The following is a 19,007-nucleotide window of genomic DNA, read 5'->3' on the forward strand; positions in this document are numbered from 1 at the left end:
AAAACGTTTTCTTGCCCATATGCCCCAGGTGGTCGTAGTGGGCCGTGACAACCAGGAAGGAATCGGGCTGCACGCGGCCTTGGACGTAACCAATCAGGTTTTGGGCGGGGTAGTCGCGTTCCAGCTTGGCCTCGACGGCCAGCGTAGCCTGCTGACGGGGGCCGGTCCAGCGGCTGGCCAGCACCTGCAGGCGGGGCTGCGGAAACTGCGCATCGGCGAGGGAGGCCGTGAGCTTGTCGGGCACCAGCGTGATGAGGGCCGCGGCTTGGTTGAGGTGCTCGGCGAAAGAATCAGGCAGGGTGCGCAGCCGCTCGGCGTCGCGCTGGCGCAGGACCACAATCTGCCCGTGCAGGGACTGGGCCAAAAACCGCTGACCGGCCTCCTCGCTGGTGAAAATCAGGCTGTCGAGGGGCAGCAGCGGACCACTGACGCGGCCAGCACCCGAGGCCGGCTCGGCAATGAACTCAACACCTGGCAGCAGTTCCCGGCCATCGAGGCGCAGGCTGAAGTCGCCGGGAAACGTGTTGACCGTAAGGGTAAAGGGCTGGGCGTAGCGGGGAGTGAAGGTGCGTAGGCCCAGCTGCTGGAACCGGCGGCGCAGGAAGGTGGCCGCGCGCTGGCTGCCTTGGCGCACGTAACCGCGGCCGTGAAAATCAGGGGAGGCCAGGGTGGTGATGGTGGCGCGCACCTGGCCCATATCCTGGGCTACGGCTGGCGTCAGCGTTAGCAGGGCCGTACCCAGACTGAGCGGCGCCAAAGGTCGAAACCACGATGCGGAAAGCGGAAAAGCCATAGCGAAACCAGAAGAAGACGGCCGCATTACTACCACCAGCGGCGGGTGACCCACATGCCCAACAGGCCCGCGGCCGTGCCGAGCGAGTCGCCGATAAGGTCCGACCATTCACCGTGCCGACCCAGGTCCATGGTCATTTGCAGCACTTCAATAAGAGCGCCAAAGGCAACGCCGGCGCCCAGCATCAGCCCGAAGGCGTGGCGGCGCAGTGCGGGAAAGCGCGTCTGCCGGCGGGCCGAAAAGTAGCTCAGCACGGCTAGCACCAAGAAGACGAAGGCATGGGCAGCCGTGTCGAAGGAAATCAGCTCCCAGGGCGGCGTGGCGGGCATGTCGGCCGCGGGAGTGAGGGTGAGCACCAATACCAGCGCCGCCCACGCCAGCGGCAGGGCCACGAGGGCACGGCGGCGGGGCGGGGGCGGCGCGGTAAGGGGCACAGAGCGGTGCTTAGGCACCAACCAGCCCGCCGTAAGCTTCGGCCGACAGCAGGGCTTCCAGCTCCGAAGGGTTGGCAATCGACATTTTGATCATCCAGCCGTCGCCGTAGGGGTCCGAGTTCACGGTTTCGGGGCTGCCGTCGAGCTTGTCGTTGATTTCGAGCACCGTGCCCGTGATGGGGCTGAACAGGTCCGAAACCGTTTTGACGGCTTCTACCGTGCCGAACACCTCGTTCTGCGCCACCTCTTTGTCGAGCGTGTCGATGTCGACGTACACGATGTCGCCCAGCTCTTTCTGAGCGTGGTCGGTGATGCCAATGTACGCGGCGTCGCCTTCAATGCGGATCCACTCGTGCTCTTTGGTGTACTTCAGGTTGGCGGGAAGATTCATGGGGATGATTTTGGGAAGAAGAAAGATGAGCCAGGGGTACTGGTTTCAAAAGTACGGCTTGGCGCGGTAAATGGCTAAACGCCCGGGCCGGCAATTGCCGGGACCTAACCAGAAACCGCCGGCAAAAAGTTGGCCGGCGGTTTCTGGTTAGGTCCCGGCACCAGGCTACTGCGAGAGGCTGTAGCGCAGCTGAATGCCACCTTCGGTGGCCGAGTTCTTAAACGAGTTCTGCACCCGCGGGTCGGTGACGGTGCGGGTAAAGAAGAACTGCAGGTTTAGGCGCTGGTTCAGGGTGTAGTCAATGGTGGGACGGAGCTGCATCTGGCGGGTGCCGTTGGTGGTCAGGCTGCGGGCCCGGCCAATGCTGCCCTCTGTGGTTGTAGACGGGTCCACGGAATCCTCAATGGTCCGCTGAATGGTGGAGTTGTCCCGAATCGAGAGGTCGAGGCGGGCTGTCAGTTCGTTGCGCAGGATCTTCTGCTCCCCACCGATACGGAAGGGCAGCTTGAGGCGGTTGGTGGCGTAACCGAAGCCGATAACCAGTTCCTGGGCGTGAATTTCGGTTACCTGGGCGTTGGTTGTGTTCAGGCTTACGGCCCGCTCAGTGCGCAGCTCCACCCGGCCCGTTACCTTCTGCAGGGTCTGGAAGTTGACGCCAATCAGCGGGGTGAGGCGCTCCACGATGCTGACCTGCCCAATCACGTAATACGGAATCAGCTGGCCGGACTGTAGGTTGATAACGCTCGACAGTCCTTTGGGCTCGGCCGCGTACTGGGTGGAGGTGGTGTAGCTGGCCACGTTGTAGAGCGAGGAGTAGGCGTGGGTCAGGGAGATGGAGCGGAAGTAACGCTTCACGAAGGGTAGTTCAGCCAGGCCATTGTAGGAAATATTCCAGTTTGGAATCGGCAGCAGGGCAAACGGGTTGAAGCGCTTGGCCTTGTAGCCGTCGGAGCTCTGGCCGCGGTAGGCATCGAGGAAGGCGGGCAGCAGCACGTCCTGGGAGTTGTAGCCGTAGCCGTAGCCGCTGCCGGCCATGTTGGCATCGCGCAGCCGGTCCCGTACCGTCTGCCGGTTCTGGATGAACCGGTTGAAGGCCTTCGAGATTTCGCCGTTGGCACTCCGGTCCCCGAAGAAAGTCTGGATGGTGATGATGGAGGTGGTAAACGAGCCGTTGCCCAGGGGCTGGCTGGCCGTCGGGATGCTGCCGATAACCGGGGCCAGCGTGGCCGTATCAACCAGGGCACGGTAAAACACCTCCCGGTTGCGGGCCAGGTTGCGGCGGGCGTCGAGCTGGATGTTGAAGTCGCGGAAGGGCTCGAGCGAGGTGCGCAGCGTGAGGGCTTCGGTGAGCAGGGAGCTGAGCGGGGTGTTGAGCAGGTCGCTGCGGTCGGTGTACCAGCCGCGGTTGTAGACCCGGTCGAAGAGGCCATTCAGGTCGGGCTGCTGGCCGAGCACGAACGGTACGCCCGGCGCGTCGAAGTTGCCGTCGAGGCCGAAGAACTTGGTGCGCGGCAGATAGCCCGGCAGCAGCGTACCCGAGCTGCGGGTGTACGTGAAGTTCAGCGCACGGGCCGTCATCAACGACCGGAGCACGGCCTTGACAAAGCGCAGCTCGGGGCCCTTGGTCGAGTCCTTGGCTACTTCTTCCTTGGCACCCTCGGCCCGCACCTGGCCCATGGTGGGCAGCAGACCTTTGCGGTCGGAGCGGGCCCGGCTTTCCTTGCTTTCCTCGCCGGGCGGCGGGGCGTTATTGATGATGTTGAGGAAGCGCACCTTGTTGTAGAGCTTCACCAGGTCAATCTTGCCATTGGCGCTGATTTCGGCGTTGTTCTGAATCGTGTTGCCCAGGTTCACCGGAATGGTCTGGGTGCTGTCGGGTCGGTTGGGGTAGAGCGGCGCAGTCAGGGCCGTGGAGGCCGCCTGCCAGGTGTAGTTGGCCGCGTAGCGCGTGTCGGCCGACAGCCAGTCGGTGAGCGGGAACTTGTCCAGGGGCAGCCGGTAGGTGAGGGCTACGGTCTGGTTGAAGTTGGTGGTGCGGCCCCCGTTGCGGAACAGGTTTTCGCGCAGCATGGCCCGGTTGGCTTTGGCAATGGGGTCGTCGCCGCGGGTTGAGCCTTCGCCTTCGTCTACCACCGCCCGGTTGTTGGCCGTGTAGTCGAAGATCAGGCTCTTGGTCAGGTCCCACTTCAGGTCGTAGATGCGGTTGAAGTAGAACACCTTCTGGAAGATGCCCGGAATGCCGGCCGAGGTTGGCACTTCACCGGGCGTCACGGTGCGCTGCAAAAACCGCTCGTTGTAGCGCCGGTCCACGTCGGCCCGGAAGGAGAAGCGGCTGGGCAGGGGCGTGAAGTTCAGGTCCTGAATGATTTTCAGGTAGGGCGAGTCCAGGGCCTTGATCTTGGCCAGCGGGGAGTAGCTTTTCGGCGTGGTCTGGTAGAGGTAGGCCAGGGCCCCGTTGTAGGTCTTGGTGTAGTCGCTGCGGGTCCGGATGTCGGAGTGCTCCCGCTCGGTGAGCGTGTAGCTCAGCGCCAGGTTCTCAACGTCGTAGGGCTTGGGCTTCTTCTCCACGTTGGTGCGCTCCTTGCGCACGTTGAGCAGGCTGATGCTGCGGCTGGTGGTCTGGTCGATAACGGCCTTTTTGTAGGCCGACCTCGCCTCCGCCGATTTAAACTTCTCCAGCGACTGGGTGAGCTCCGTGTCGGGGTCGAGGGGGTCGTAGCGGGGGGCGCGGCTTTCGTGGCCGGTTTGCAGCAGCACGGGCACCTTCACGCCCAGACGCTCGGGCAGCACCTTGTCAGCGGCTACGGTGGCGTTCAGGTCGCCGCGCAGCACGTTGTCGAGGGAGCGGGCGGCCAGCTTGTCCTGCAGCCCGCCGAAGCCCACCGACACGAAGCTGCCGGTGGCGGTGATGTTGGCCAAATCGGCCAGCTTGGTGTTGAAGCGGGCCGTGGCCGCCCAGCCGTTTTCCCGGTCGAAGTCAAACACCCGGAACTCGTCGGCCCACAGGCACAAGGACTTGTCGGCCCCGTCGTCGCCGGGGTTCAGCACCCCGATCAGCACGCCCTGCACGGCGCTGAAGTCGGGGTTGCCTACCACCTTGATCGTGGCCCCGTTGGGCAGGGTTTTGATGTAGGGCAGCAGGTAGTTGGGCTGGGCGGCCTTGTTGCGCTCCGACTTGGCATCGATGAAGTCCTGGAAGGCAACCCGGATTTCGTTTTCGGCCGGCCAGATTTCAGCCTGGGTCGTGGCGCCGGGCAGGGTGAAGCGCAGCGGCAGCGCGTACTCGTAGTAGTTCTGGGTGTAGTCGGTGCCGATGCGGATGAAGGCCTGCACCCCGTTGCGGCTGTTGGGGTCGTCACTTTCGGCGTGCAAAAACAGCCGCAGCTGCTTGTAGCGCAGCATGTTGATGTTCACGTTCTTGTAAGCGGCCTTGCCGAAGCCGTCGAGGAGCTGGTCGGCGCACAGGCGCAAGGACTGCTCGTTCTGCTGGCGGTTCACCGTGCTCGAGCCGTATTCCCGGTCGCGCTGGATGTTGGGCGGCAGCACGTAGGGAATAGCACCCTTGCCGGCCACGGCAGCCAGGCCGTTTTCCTCGATGCTCACCGTCGAAATGGTGAAGGGCGTCTGGTCGGCGCCGGGGTTCGTAATCGGGCGGCCGCCTTCGGCAATCGGGCTCAGCAGGCGGCGCCACTGGTTGGCCACAAACTGCGGCTGGGCCATGCGCAGCACCACCGGCTCCTCGAAGTGCGACAGGTACATGCGCACGAACCGAATCGACTTGAAGCCGAAGCTCTGCCCGTTGGGCGTGCCGCGCACGGCCGAAGGCTGACGAATCGGAATGCGGAACTGGTACCACGACACCTGGTCCCCGTTGATGTTGTTGGTGACCTTGTCGACAATGTTCTGCTGGCCCACGACCAGCGCCGACTCGTTGAGGGTGATTTTGTACTCGTAGTAGCGCTCCGTGTCGGAAATGACGTTGTCCCGGTTCAGGTCTTCCTTGTCGGGGAAGGCCGTGGAGCTCTGCTGGCTGTTTTCCTGGGAGTTGCCCTCCATGCCGTTGTACTGCTTGTAGCGGCCCAGGATCTTGGTGTTGGCCTGGTCGTAGCTGGCGTCGAGGTGGTGGCGGAAGTTATCGGCCGAGGGGTCGTTGATGCTGGCGTACTGGGGGTTTGTCTGGGCGAAGAAGGCTTTTTCGTCGTCGTCGTTGAGGCCGTCGAGGCCAATGTCCTGGCGGCTGCGGCCCCCGGGCGAGGCGCTGAAAGCGTCGGTCAGGAACTGCTGGCGGGTCACGTTGCCCCACACGCTCTGGCGCACGTCCTGGGCCGTGATGCTGGCTCCGTCGGGCAGGCCGTTTTCAAACTCGTGCTGGTTGCCGTCGCGCAGCACATCCTCCGAAATCGAGCCCAGGTTCAGGTACAGCTCCCCGCCGCTTTTGCGGGTGGTGTTGTCGAAGTCCGGGTTTTCGGAGTCGATGATGCGGCCGTTTGCCCCCTTGATGAACGGGTCCATCAGCCAGAACTCCATGTACTCGACGTTGGCGTTGTCGAAGTCGGTGTCGAAGGTGATTTCGCGGCTGATGCCGGCGTAGTTGTCGAAGTTGAGCACCGGGTTGCCCGGGTTCAGAAACCGCCCGTCGGCCGACACGTTCGGGTTGTAGTTGTACTGGCCCCGCTCGTTGGGGAAGTAAGCCAGGTCGAGCGTGTACTCGAAGCCATTGCCGGTGGCGCCCACGTCGCGGTTGGGGAAAATTTCGGTGCGCTTGATGCCCCGGGTGTAGTGGTTGCGCAGGTCGGCGTCGGTGATGTTGCCGGGCTTGCTCGAGCCGCCGGTGTAGTAGGTCTGGTCGACGGTGTACCAGGCCAGCTTGGCGCGGTTGTAGGCATACGACAGGTCGGTCTTGGTGCCGCCGGGCACGGTCAGCGGGGTCGAGGCCAGGCGCCACACGGTGGCCGAGCTCAGCCCGCCCAGGGAGTAAGGCGTGCGCGCATTCTCGAAGTCATCGATGTAGGATACGCCATTCTCACCCCGGCCCAGCTTCGACTTGCCCGGCACGAGCTGGGCAATTTCGCCGCTGAAGGCCACCGACGACGGTTCCTTGGTTGAAATCAAAGGCAGCAGGTCCAGGTACTTGGTCAGGGCCCGCGACTCCCGGCGCGCATTCACGTCGAAGCCGTAGATGGTGTTGTTGCCGGGCTCGTCGCCGATGTTGACGCGGTTCACGCCCGGGGCCTGGTTTTCGAGCAGGTGGAGCACCGTGGCCCCGAAGTTGACGTCCTGGTTGAGGCGGTAGTCGAAGCGGGCGCCGAGCAGCTTGCGGGGCTGCACCTGCACCAGGGCGTTCTTCTCAAACTCGATGCGCAGTTCGTTGGCCGAGTTCAGGTAGCTCGGGTTCAGGATTTTCACCTTCGACTGGTCGTAGAACACCTGGTAGTCGCGGCCTTCTTCCAGTAGGGTGCTGCCCGAGCGGACCCGCACCGAGCCCTCGGCAATGCCGATGCCGGGCAGGTTGATTTCGTCGGTGGCGGTGGCCTGGAAGCGGCCGCGCAGGAAGAACTTGTCTTTTTCCTGGCGCTGCTGGGCGTCGCTCTGGGTCTGGTTGTAGAGCTCCCGGTAGGCGTACTTGCGGGCCAGGGCCAGCTCGTTGGTGGAGGTAGCCGTGTCGAACTGAGCGGCTAGGTAGCTGCCGAAGGGCTCAATTACCGGGAAGATGATCTTGCCCAAGTCGGGGTCGATGGTGGTGCCGGGGAAGAAGTCGAAGTTGCCGTCGGGGTTCCGGTCGTTGTTGGGATTCACGTTGTCGAGGTTGAGCACCTCAATCAGCGGGCGGTTCTGGATGCGCTGCCCTTCCTTGAGCGAAATCAGGTCGACGCCGGTCTGGTCATCCTTGTAGACAATCTGGAGCTGGAAGTTGTCCCGGTTGAGCTGGTTGGCGTTGAGCGGGTACACGTTCTTCATCATCAGGTCCCAGGTCGGCAGGTTCTTGGTCTGCAGATTCGGGTTGCTCGGGTTGATGCTGGGGTCGGCCAGGCCCACGCCGGGGTTGGTGGCCTTGAGCATCTTGAGGAAGATGACTTGGTCGGCCGTCACGTTGTTGTAGTCGCCCTGCAGCTCCCCCACCTTGTAGGTTTTGCCGTTGTAGAGGTACTCATACGACACGCCCAGCACCTGCTCGGGCAGCAGGGGCGTGTTCAGCGACAGGTAGCCGAGCTGGGCGTTGAAGGTGAACTCGCGCGGGTCGAGCTTACGGGCCCGTACCCGCTCGTAGTCCACGCTCTTGGCCAGGCCCAGGCTGGTTTGCAGGTAGGTGTCGACCAAGGTGTTGCCGCGGGCCTGTTCGCCGCCCTGCAACACCTGGGCAAACTCGGAGTTGATGCCGTTGTCGGCGGCGGCGCGGCGCTGGTTGGCGCTGAACTGGGGCCGGTACACCCGGTTGGGCTCGGCCAGGTCCATGAGCGTCACCACGTTGCGCAGGTTTTCGGCCGAGCGGTTGTCGTTGGTCACGTACACCTCCAGGCGCCGGATTTCCACCCCCGACTGAATCGTAGGCAGGTTGCGCAGGGCCGCGTCGTACCGCTCCCGGAAGAAGTGGGAGAGGAAGAAGTGCCGGTCCCGCTCGTACTGGCTGGCCTTGAGCTCGAAGTTGCGGCTCTGGGCGCCGTTTTGCACCCGCACCTCGTCGGCGGTGCCGCGCAGGGTGCTGGCCACGGCCGTCACGGCCAGCTTGCCGAACTGCAGCTGGGTCTTGACGCCGAACAGGTTCTGCCCGCCCTGAATCAGGGAGTTGGTAATGGGCAGACTCACGTTGCCCAGCTCCACCTTGCGGATGATTTCGGTTTCGTAGCCCGTGTAGTCGAGCTTCATGTTGTTCTCGAAGTCGAAAGCCGCCTTGGTGTCGTAGTTGAACGTGAGCTTGAGCTTCTCCCCGATCTGGCCGGTGAGGTTCAGGTTCATCGTCTGGTCGTACTGGAAGTCGCCGACGCGCTGCTGACGCAGGGTGAGCGTGGGGTTCTGGTTGCGGTTGAAGCGCGCGCCCATGCGCAGCGTCACGGCCCCGTTGGGGCGAATGTCGACGTAGCTGCCCCCGAAGATCCGGTCGGCCATCGGGCCTAGGTAAATCTTGGGAATCAGGCGCTTGGCCGTCGGCGACTCCGGGTCGCCGGCCACGCCCCCGGCCGACTTGGCGCGGAAGTAGCTGCGAATGGCCTCGCGCTGCTGCCACTCCGAGTACTCCTCGAAGCTCATGCGGCTCGGGTCGCGGTAGTCAATTTCCTGTCCCACCCGCTCGCGGATGTCGAAGTACTGCAGGCTGTCGTCGGGCGTCACGTCCAGGTTCACGTTGCCCGGCAAGCCCAGAATCAGGGGCGAGCGGCGGCGCTGGGGCGAAAACGGCGTGCCCGCCCGGTCTTCAGGGGCCACTTTGGGGCGGCGGCTGGAGCGGTAGCGGCTGGTGTCGGGGCGGATGACGCGGGGCGTGTCCGGGGCCAGCGTAAAGGCCGCGGGCTGCCGGCCGGCCGGCAGCCACGACCAGAGCTGCCGCAACGCAAAGCGGTTGACTCCAGTCGGGGACGCCTGCGACCACCAAGTCACCAGCGACGCAAATACAACTACAGAGGCAGTGAGTAACTTCTTACCAGAGTTCAAAGGCAACAATCAAGCGGCAGGCCGCGTAAAATCTAATGAGACTTGAGAGCAAACTTGATCAGGCCTTCCACGCTGAGGTCGTTGCCGTGTTTGTTCTGGATCTGGTCCAGCGTCTTCTCGGCTGCGGCCCGAGCAAAGCCCAAGGTCACCAATGCCGCTAACGCTTCCGAGCGGTTGGTATTGTGCGCCTTGGCCATCGGCACGGTGTCCACCCCGGCCTTAGCCAGCAGCTCGTCCTTGCGCATTTTGTCGCGCAGCTCCAGAATCACGCGCTGGGCGGTTTTGGGCCCAACCCCTTTGATGCTCTGAATGGCGCGCACGTCTTCCTGCACGATGGCGTGGCGGATTTCGCCCACGCTCATGCTGCTCACCATCATAATGCCGGTGCCCGGCCCGATGCCCGACACCGAAATCAGCTGCATAAACAGCGCTTTTTCGTTCGGGTCCAGGAAGCCGTACAGGGTTTGGGCGTCTTCCTTGATGTGCTGAAACGTGAAGAGTTTGGCCTTCTCGCCCTCAGCGGGCAGCTTGGAGTAGGTGGCCAGGGAAATCTTGATTTCGTAGCCGACCCCGCTTACGTCCATGATAGCCATGGTGGGGTCTTTATGGGCCAGGGTTCCGTCTATGTAGGCAATCATACGTGTGGTCGGGCCGACGCGGGTCGGCAGTTCGGGTCAGGGGTGGGAGCCGGGGTTGACTGGCCAAGTTTCATCGGCCGATAAGGGTCGAAAATGAAGCCAGCATGAGCCAACCCAAATCTACGGATTTTTGGCGCTGGTTTGAGATAAGCAGCAAATCGAAATAAACGGTTCCCGGCCACGCTGCCGCAGAAAAGAAAAAACCTGCGGAGGTCGTCCGCAGGTTTTTTCTTTTGCACCACCGACAGCCGACAAGCTGCTCGGTGCCGTCGCCAACGCGGTTACAGCGTCTGTCCGTAGGTCTGGGCATCCACGACGGCGATGGCAGTCATGTTGACGATGTCGCGCACGGTGGCGCCGAGCTGCAGAATGTGCACCGGCTTGCGCATGCCCATCAGCACGGGCCCGATTACCTCGGCGCCCCCAATTTCCTGGAGCACTTTGTAGGCAATGTTGCCCGATACCACGTTGGGGAAAATCAGGGTGTTGGCGCCCTTTTCGGCCAATTCGCTGAACGGGTAGTGCTCCCGCAGCAGCTGGGGGCTCAGGGCCGTGTTGGCCTGCATCTCGCCGTCCAGGATCAGGTCGGGGTAGCGCTTCTTGGCCAGCTCGGTGGCCTTGCGGGCCTTGCTGGGCAACTCCCCGGCGTTGGAGCCGAAGTTGGAGTAGCTCAGCACCGCAATGCGGGGCTCGGCGTCGAAGAAGCGCACGGCCTGGGCCGTGAGGCCGATGATGTCCACCATTTCCTCGGCCGTGGGGTCGATGTTGACGGTGGTGTCGGCGAAGAAATAGGGCCCTTTCTTGTGCTGGATGATGTACATACCGGCCACCCGCTGCACGCCGTCCTTCACCCCAATCACCTGGAGCGAGGGCACGATGGATTTGCCGTAGTCCTTGGTCAGACCGGTAATAAAGGCGTCGACCTCGCCGGTTTCGAGCATCATCGAGCCGTAGTAATTTCGCTCCCGCAGCAGGCGTTTGCCTTCGTAGAGCGTGATGCCCCGGCGCTGCCGCTTTTCAAACAGCAGCTGGGCGTACTCCTCGCGCTTGGCGTCTTCCTTGAGAATGTCGATGATTTCGCAGCCTTCCAGGTCCAGGGAGTTGGCGCGGGCAATGGCGTCGATTTTCTCCCGGTTGCCCAGCAGCACGGGCGTGGCAATGCCCTCGTCGAACAGGATCTGGGCAGCCTTGAGGATTTTGTAGTTGTCGGCTTCCGGGAACACCACCCGCTTGGGGTTGGCCTTGGCGGCCGAGGTGATGCGGTTCATTAGCTTCTGGTTGACGCCCAGGCGGCTGCGCAGTTCGTCCTCGTAGGCAAACCAGTCGGTAATTACCCGGCGGGCCGAGCCGCTTTCAATGGCGGCCTTGGCCACGGCGGTGCTGACGGTGATAATCAGGCGCGGGTCGAGGGGCTTCGGAATCAGGTAGGTGCGGCCGAAAGCCAGGGTGTTGTCGCCGTAGGCTTTGTTGACCATTTCGGGCACCGGCTCCTTGGCCAGCTCGGCCAGGGCCTGCACGGCCGCCAGCTTCATGGCCTCGTTGATTTCAGTAGCCCGCACGTCCAGGGCCCCGCGGAAGATGTAGGGAAAGCCCAGCACGTTGTTGACCTGGTTGGGATGGTCGGAGCGGCCGGTGGCCATGATTAGGTCCGGGCGGGTGGCCATGGCCACGTCGTAGGCAATTTCGGGGTTGGGGTTAGCCAGGGCAAACACGATGGGGTTTTCGGCCATCAGCAGCAGCAGCTCGGCGGGCAGCACGTTGGCGGCCGAGAGGCCCAGAAACACGTCGGCGCCTTTCATGGCCTCGGCCAGGGTGGTGATGGGCGAGTCGGTGGCAAACTGCATCTGTAGCTCGGCCAGGTCGGTGCGCTGCTTATTAATGACGCCGTCTTTGTCGAAGACGATGACGTTTTTGAGGCCCAGCTCCCGGTACAGGCGCAGGCAGCTGATGGCCGCCGCACCGGCGCCACTTACTACCAGCCGGATTTCGTCGATGCGCTTGCCCACGATTTCCAGGGCGTTGAGCAGGGCCGCCGACGAGATGATGGCCGTGCCGTGCTGGTCGTCGTGCATCAGTGGAATGTTCATCTGCTCGCGCAGGGCCTTCTCGATGACGAAGCACTCGGGGGCCTTGATGTCTTCCAGGTTGATGCCGCCAAACGTAGGTTCCAGCGACTTCACAATCTTGATAAATTCGTCGGGGTCGGTGGCGTCGATTTCGATGTCGAAGCAGTCGATGCCGGCGAACTTCTTGAACAGGACGCCCTTGCCTTCCATCACCGGCTTGGAGGCCGCGGGCCCGATGTTGCCCAAGCCCAGCACGGCCGTGCCATTGGAAATCACGCCCACCAGATTGCCCTTGGCGGTGTACTTATATACGTCGTCGGGGTCGGCGGCAATGGCCAGGCAGGGCTCGGCCACGCCGGGGGAGTAGGCCAGGGCCAGGTCGAGCTGGGTACTGACGGGCTTGGTGGGAACTACTTCAATCTTGCCGGCGGGACTCTGGGAATGATAGTCGAGGGCTTCCTGCTTGTTGATTTTCAGCATGAGGGGGGCGCAATGGATGGGTTGCTGTAAAGGGCAAGTAAGCAAGTTGGGGCCAAATCCGCCGGAATCAAAGTTTAGGCGGCATGCCTAATTAATTGCGCAAGAAATGCGCGAGCCCCGCGCCGGGCAGGCGCGGGGCTCGACAGGCTGGCTGAAGGACTCAGAATCAGCTCTGCACAATGACCAGCTTCTGGCCGGGCTTCACCTCGTCGGATTTGAGGTGGTTGAGGCGGCGCAGCTGGTCCACGGTCACGCCCTGGTAGCGGCGGGAAATGTTGTAGAGCGTGTCGCCGGGCTGCACGAGGTGAGTTTTGGGCAGCTCGGCCTGGGGCGCAACGGCAGGAGCCGAAGCGCGGCGGGTCTTGGCCGCCGGAGTCGTGGTAGCAACGGTGGTCAAGGTGCCGGGCTCGGTTTCGGTGGGAGCGGTGAAGACCAGCTTCTGCCCGGGCACCACGGTTTCGGAGGTCAGCTTGTTCCAGGCCACAATCTGCGCAACCAGCAGGCCCCGTTCCCGGGCAATCTTGGTCAGGTAGTCGCCGCGGCGCACAATGTACGTGGCGGGCAGGCTGTCGTCGTCGGCGGGCGCCGGGGCGGCGGGTTCGGCGGGTTCGGCGGCGGCGGCTACTTCCCGCACGGGCCGGGCCGGACGTGCGGCTACGGTTTTAGCCGCGGGCTCTGCCTTGGCTTCCGCCGGGGCATCGGCGTCGGCAGTTTCGGTTGGTGCCACTGCTGCCACGGTCGTTTTCTCCGTTGGCAGCGGCAGCTTGGCCGGAATGCGCGGCTTGGGCGCGGCAGCTACGACCGGGGCGGTTTCCGGGGTTTCCACGGGCAGAAAGACCACCAACTGCTGCTTGGGCGTCAGCGTCTGTTTGCTGCGGGGCAGCTCGTTCCAGCGGCGCACTTGGGCCGGCGTCACGTCGTAGCGCTCCGCCACCGAGGCCACGCTTTCCCCGCGGCGCACCGTGTGGCGCACCCGCCGGAACTTGGGCTTATCGGCCACGGGCTTGTCGGCGGCGGCCACCAGCGTGCGGGTTGAGTCGGCACCATCCAGGGCCGGGGCCACGGGCGTAATCGGGGCGGGTGGGGGCAGCGTAACCTGGCAGAAATCCAGCAGGGTGTTGCGGTCCAGCGCGGCCAGCTCCACACTCACGCAGTGGGGCACGGTCAGGGCGTAGTTGCGGATGCTAGCGGGCAGGTAAGTTTTGCGAATTTCCGGGTTGTAGCGCGCCATAGCACCGGAGTCGAGGCCAAACTGGGCCGAGAACTTGCGCAAATCCAGGCTCCGCCCCGAAATCATGACCGTGTCGGTGCGCTCGGGGTAGAGGTAGTTGAGCTCGTCGGAATGCAGGTTGTGCTCGTTGGCGTACTGCATCGTGTAGAGCAGGGCCGTGAAGGTGGGCACGTAGTTGCGGGTTTCCTTGGGCAGCGACGGGTAGAGCGCCCAGAAGTTGCGGGTGCCGTTGCGCTTGATGGCCCGCTGCACGTTGCCGCTGCCCCAGTTGTAGGCCGCCAGCACCAGCTCCCAGTCGCCAAATTGCCGGTACAAATCCCGCAGGAACTTGCAGGCCGCCTCGGTCGACTTCTCCGGGTTCATCCGCTCGTCGATAAACTCGTTGCGCACCAGGCGCAGGTCGCCGGCCGTGGGGCCCATAAACTGCCACAACCCTACGGCGCCCACCCGGGAGCGGGCCGTGGGCAGCAGCGCCGATTCCACCACGGCCAGATACTTCAGGTCCTGGGGCAGGTTATACTTGGCCAGGTACTTCTCAAACAGCGGGAAGTACAGGTTCTGCCGCTCCAGAATGCGCTGGGTGTAGGCCCGGTTGCGCACCGTGAAGTAGTTCACGAAGCTCATCACCGTGCCGTTGAACACGTGGGGCACGTCGGTTTCAAAGCAGTTCACCCGGTCGGCCACCAGGTCCTTCAACTCAGGCGGCGTTTGCAGCCACACCAGGTGGGCAGAGTCGGGGCCGGCTTCGAGCGGCTCGGCCACGAGCGAGTCGAGCGGAACCTGAAGCTGGACGCGGGCCGTGTCGGTGGGCTGGTCAGCATTCAGCGGGCGCTGGACCTGGGCCGCCGCGGGGCGGACACCAGCTGCCAGCAGCAGCAGAAAAGCAACGCGACCCAACGACCTTTTCATCACATGGCGGGCGTAAGAGTTTCCGTAACTGATTTGGCAAAGGCCAGCAGGTGCTCCTCGCGGAAGGCTCCGCTCAGCATCTGCACCCCGATGGGCAACCCGGCCGAATCGGTACCGGCCGGCACCGAAATGGCGGGTACGCCGGCCAGCGAAGCCTGCACCGTGAAGATGTCGGCCAGGTACATGGCCAGCGGATCTTTCTGGTTTTCGCCGATGCGGAAGGCCGTGGTGGGCGTAGTCGGCAACACCAGGAAGTCGTACTGGCGCAGCAGCTCGTCGGTTTTCTCCTTGATCAAACGCCGAACCTTCTGCGCTTTGGTATAGTAGGCGTCGTAATAATCGGCCGACAGCACGAAGGTGCCCAGCAGAATGCGGCGCTGCACCTCGGGGCCGAAGCCCTGGGCGCGGGTTTTCTTGTAGAGTGACTCCAGATCGGTGGCGTCGGGGGCGCGGTAGCCATACTTCACCCCGTCGAACCGGCTCAAGTTGGAGCTGGCCTCGGCCGTGGTCAGGATGTAGTACGACGGCACGATGAAGTCGAGGTAGGGGAAGTCGACGGCGTCGACGACGTGGCCCTGCTCGCGCAGCGTGTCGAGTACGCCTTCCACGGCCTGCTTGATTTCCGGGTTCAAACCTGGCCGCTCCATCGTGTCGCGGATGTAGCCGATGCGGTAGTGGGGCGCGGGGGTGAGCAGCTCGCTGTAGGGCGGCACGGGCTGCTGGCTGGCGGTGCTGTCGAAGTCGTCGGCGCCGGCCATCACCTCGAGCAGCAGGGCGGCATCGTCCACCGAGCGGGTGAGGGTGCCAATCTGGTCGAAGGAAGAGGCGTAAGCAATCAAACCGTAGCGGGAGATGCGCGAGTAGGTAGGCTTAAAGCCCACAATCCCGCAGAACGCTGCCGGCTGCCGCACCGAGCCGCCGGTGTCGGAGCCAATGGAGGCCAGGCACAAGTCGGCCTGCACGGCCACGGCCGAGCCCCCGGAAGAACCGCCCGATACCCGCTCCGGATCAATTTCGTTGCGGACGGGCCCGAAGTAGGACGTCTCGTTGGAGGCGCCCATGGCAAACTCGTCGCAGTTCTGGCGCCCGATAAAAATAGCATCCTCGTCGAGCAGGCGCTGCACGGCCGAGCCGGTGTAGAGCGACTTGAAGCCGTCGAGGATGTGGCTGCTGCTTTGCAGGGCGTGGTCCTTGTAGGCCAGCACGTCCTTCAAGCCGATAACCATACCGGCCAGCTTACCGGCCGTACCGGCTGCCAGCTTGGCGTCCACGGCGTCGGCCTGGGCCAGAGCTTCGTCGGGCCAGACTTCCAGAAAGGCGTTCAGGTGACTTTTCTGCTGGATGTTATCCAGGTAATACTCCACGAGCTGACGACAGGTGGTGGTGCCTGCCGTCAGCTCGTTGCGAACTTCCGTAAGAGAATTGAACCGTCTCAAGTGGTACTATTCGTTAGTCGTTTGATCTAGTCGGGGCCGCTCGGTAACGGGCGGGGTAATTCCGCCGTCCATGGGCGGGGCAAGGGGAGTGGCGGGAACAACCTGCGCATCCGAAACTACGGAATTTTCGGCGGAAACCGGGGCTACGGGCTGCACCGGAGCCTGGTAAGCGGGCGTCGGGTTGTAAGGAGCCTGGGGTTGCTGGGGCGTGGTGCGGCCGGCATTCTCAAATTCGTTGCGGATTTCGCTCGACGCATCCTTGAACTCGCGGATGCCTTTGCCGAGGCCGCGGGCCAGCTCAGGAATCTTGTTGGCGCCAAAGAAAATCAGGATGACCACCATGATCAGCATGATTTCGCCGCCACCCAGGTCGCCCAAAAACAGAAAGAGGGGAGTTTGCATAGCTGAAGGAATTACAGACGGTTGCGGTTGGGGTCGTTCGGGTTGACCGGGCGGTCCTGAAACTCGGGCTTTTCGTCCTTAGAGGCGTCTTTGAACTCACGGATGCCCTTGCCCAGGCCCTTGGCCAACTCCGGAATCCGCTTAGCACCGAACAACAGAATAATTACAAACAGGATCAGCAAAATTTCGGTGGTACCGAACATGCCGACCAGGAGAAGTGAGGCGAGTGTCATGAGTGGTGGCCTGGGGCCGGTTAGAAGGGGTGCAAAGCCTAGTATACGCGGAGGCGCGTCATTCAGGATTGGTAAAGGTACCCGATAATTTTCAAAACAGTTCCGTGGCCAGGCAAACCCAACCCCGGAATCAGGCCCCCGAAGCCCCGGCCCAGCGGGGCTGCTGCCGCTCCCGGCGCCAGAGCAGAGCAGGCCCCAAACTACCGCCCCGGGCTACTTGCTGACTGGCTTGAAGCTCACCGCGGCCCCACCGCCGGGAGCCAGCGCAAGCGGCAGGGTTGAGCGGCTGTCCACTTTCACCCGCCGGATCTGGTAGGCCATTGGGTTGTTGTTCCAGCTGGCATTTTTGCCGTCGGCGTAGATGGTGGCCTCGTAGCGCTGGCCGGGCGTCAGAAAATCGAGCTTAACGGACTGGCGGCGGGCATTTTCATCCGTAATGGCGCCCAGGTACCATTCCTCCTTGCCCTTGGCCTTGCGCACGGTGGTGAGGTAGTCGCCGGGCTCGGCGAGCAGGATGCGGGTGTCGTCCCAGTCGACGGGCACGTCCTGGATAAAGCGGAAGGCGTCGAGGTGCTGCTCGTAGGCCTCGGGCAGGTCGGCGGCCATCTGCAGGGGCGAATACATCGTCACGTAGAGAGCCAGCTGCTTGGCCAGGGTGGTGTGCACCTGCTTGCCCTTGTTGCGCTCGGGGTTCCAGTCGTCGAGCTTGATCTGGAAGATGCCGGGGGTGTAGTCCATAGGGCCGCCCATAAGGCGGGTGAAGGGTAGGATGGTTTCGTGCTCGGGTGGGTTGCCGCTGCTCCAGGCGTTGAACTCGTTGCCCCGGGCCGCCTCGTTGGCCAGCCAGTTAGGGTAGGTGCGGTGCAGGCCCGTCGGCCGCACACTCTCGTGCATGTCGACCATGATGTGGTTGTCGGCCGTTTTCTGGGCCGTGCGCACGTAGTGGTTCACCATCCACTGCCCGTCGTGGTGCTCCCCGCGCGGAATGATGCGGCCCACGTAGCCGGTTTTCACCGCGTCGTAGTTGTGGCCCTGCATAAAGCGGTAAGCGGCATCCTGGCGTCGCTCGTAGTTCGTGACCGAAGAGCTGGTTTCGTGGTGCATCATCAGCTTCACGCCCTTGCTCTGAGCGTACTGCTGCAACTCGGCCACGGCGAAGTCGGGGTAGGGCGTCACGAAGTCGAAGACTTCCTCTTTCCAGTTGTTGGCCCAGTCTTCCCAGCCCACGTTCCAGCCTTCCACCAGCACGCTCTGCAGGCCGTACTTGGCGGCAAAGTCGATGTAGCGCTTCACGTTCTGGGTGTTGGCGCCGTGGTGGCCGTTGGGCGTGAGTTTGCTCCAGTCGGTGTCGGCGAGCTTGAGGTTGCTCACGTCGGAGTAGTTCCAGCTGGCTTTGTTGACGTGCATCTCCCACCACACGCCCACAAATTTCTGGGGCCGAATCCAGCTGGTTTCGGTGAGCTTGGTGGGCTCATTCAGATTCAGAATCAGCTTGGAGGCCAGCACGGCCGGGGCGTTGTCGGCCACCACGATGGTGCGCCAGGGCGTGTGCTCGGGAGCCTGCAGGTAGGCTTTGGCACCCAGGGCGTCGGGCACGAGGTGGCTGCGGAGGCCAAACGTGTTGGTATCCACGTCCAGCATCATGGCCGGATAATTCACCAGCGCGGCCTCGTGGATGTTGACGTAGAGCCCATCGTCGGACTTCAGCATGAGCGGGGTCTGCACCCGCTGGGGCGCCGACTTGAGCTGGATGGCCTCAATCCCGGCGCTGTTGACCTCGCTCAAACGGGTGGTGCTGTAGGTGTACTCGTTGGAGTCGTAGTCGCCCGGAATCCAGAAGGCCTTGTGGTTGGCGGGCAGGTTAAACTCGGTCTTCTCGTCCTGGACCGTGAAGTACTGCAGCGCGGGCTGGGCGGGCAGCTCGTAGCGGAAGCCCACGCCGTCGGCAAACACCCGAAACACGAGGGTGAGCAGGCGGCCGGGTGGCGCTGACTGGCGCAGGCGGACGGTGAGCTGCTGGTAGTGGTTGCGGATGCTCTTGACCTCGCCCCAGACCGGTTGCCAGGTTTCGTCCACGTCCTTCACGTCGCTGCCGACGAGCGTGAGCGGGCCGTCGAAGCCCTGGCCGTCGGCGAAGGCCAGCCCCAGGCGGGAGGGCAGCACCACGGGCTTTGGGCCGTAGGAAACCGCGTAACTGGGCCGGCCGTCGGGGGCCAGTGCAAAGGTGAGGCTAACCTTATCCTGGCGAGCCGTCAGCGCAGACTGCGTTTGGGCCCCGGCCCACTGGCGGGTAGTGAGCAGAAGCAGGAAAAGCAACGGAAGGGAGTTTCTCATGATCAGGTGCTGGTCG

The 19,007-nt window shown here is 63.3% G+C and carries 10 protein-coding genes and 1 pseudogene; all 11 read right to left on the minus strand.

Annotated features, from left to right (window positions below; all coding sequences use genetic code 11):
* Positions 1–793, minus strand: a pseudogene (locus EWM57_RS12310) (hypothetical protein); the annotation flags it as partial.
* Between the two features lie 29 nt (positions 794–822).
* Entirely contained in the window at positions 823–1,227 is a 405-nt protein-coding gene (locus tag EWM57_RS12315) for a VanZ family protein (protein WP_129921454.1), read from the minus strand.
* A 10-nt stretch (positions 1,228–1,237) separates the two neighbouring features.
* Positions 1,238–1,618: a glycine cleavage system protein GcvH gene (gene gcvH / locus EWM57_RS12320; RefSeq protein ID WP_129921455.1), complete on the minus strand. Its 381-nt coding sequence runs from the start codon at positions 1,616–1,618 to the stop codon at positions 1,238–1,240.
* 165 nt (positions 1,619–1,783) lie between these two features.
* Complete coding sequence (gene sov, locus EWM57_RS12325; protein WP_242510054.1) at positions 1,784–9,208, minus strand: T9SS outer membrane translocon Sov/SprA; 7,425 nt, start codon at positions 9,206–9,208, stop codon at positions 1,784–1,786.
* Between the two features lie 86 nt (positions 9,209–9,294).
* A complete protein-coding gene (ruvA, locus tag EWM57_RS12330) occupies positions 9,295–9,900 on the minus strand; it encodes a Holliday junction branch migration protein RuvA (protein WP_129921456.1) in 606 nt (201 codons plus the stop codon).
* 281 nt (positions 9,901–10,181) lie between these two features.
* Positions 10,182–12,446 carry an NADP-dependent malic enzyme gene (locus EWM57_RS12335; protein WP_207218309.1) on the minus strand — a complete coding sequence of 755 codons (2,265 nt, stop codon included), beginning with the start codon at positions 12,444–12,446 and terminating at the stop codon, positions 10,182–10,184.
* Between the two features lie 166 nt (positions 12,447–12,612).
* The gene (locus EWM57_RS12340) at positions 12,613–14,574 is read right to left on the minus strand and encodes a LysM peptidoglycan-binding domain-containing protein (protein WP_165370503.1); all 1,962 of its coding nucleotides are present in this window, start codon (positions 14,572–14,574) and stop codon (positions 12,613–12,615) included.
* 11 nt (positions 14,575–14,585) lie between these two features.
* On the minus strand, positions 14,586–16,022 hold the full coding sequence (gatA, locus tag EWM57_RS12345; RefSeq protein ID WP_129921458.1) for an Asp-tRNA(Asn)/Glu-tRNA(Gln) amidotransferase subunit GatA: 1,437 nt from the start codon (positions 16,020–16,022) through the stop codon (positions 14,586–14,588).
* A gap of 6 nt (positions 16,023–16,028) precedes the next feature.
* Positions 16,029–16,424 (minus strand): Sec-independent protein translocase subunit TatA/TatB, encoded by a 396-nt coding sequence (gene tatA / locus EWM57_RS21840; RefSeq protein WP_129921459.1) that lies wholly within the window; start codon positions 16,422–16,424, stop codon positions 16,029–16,031.
* Between the two features lie 11 nt (positions 16,425–16,435).
* Entirely contained in the window at positions 16,436–16,657 is a 222-nt protein-coding gene (locus EWM57_RS12355; RefSeq protein ID WP_129921460.1) for a Sec-independent protein translocase subunit TatA/TatB, read from the minus strand.
* A gap of 213 nt (positions 16,658–16,870) precedes the next feature.
* Positions 16,871–18,991 (minus strand): glycoside hydrolase family 97 protein, encoded by a 2,121-nt coding sequence (locus tag EWM57_RS12360; RefSeq protein WP_129921461.1) that lies wholly within the window; start codon positions 18,989–18,991, stop codon positions 16,871–16,873.
* Positions 18,992–19,007: the final 16 nt, after the last annotated feature.

Source organism: Hymenobacter persicinus, from assembly GCF_004167665.1.
GTDB lineage: Bacteria > Bacteroidota > Bacteroidia > Cytophagales > Hymenobacteraceae > Hymenobacter > Hymenobacter persicinus.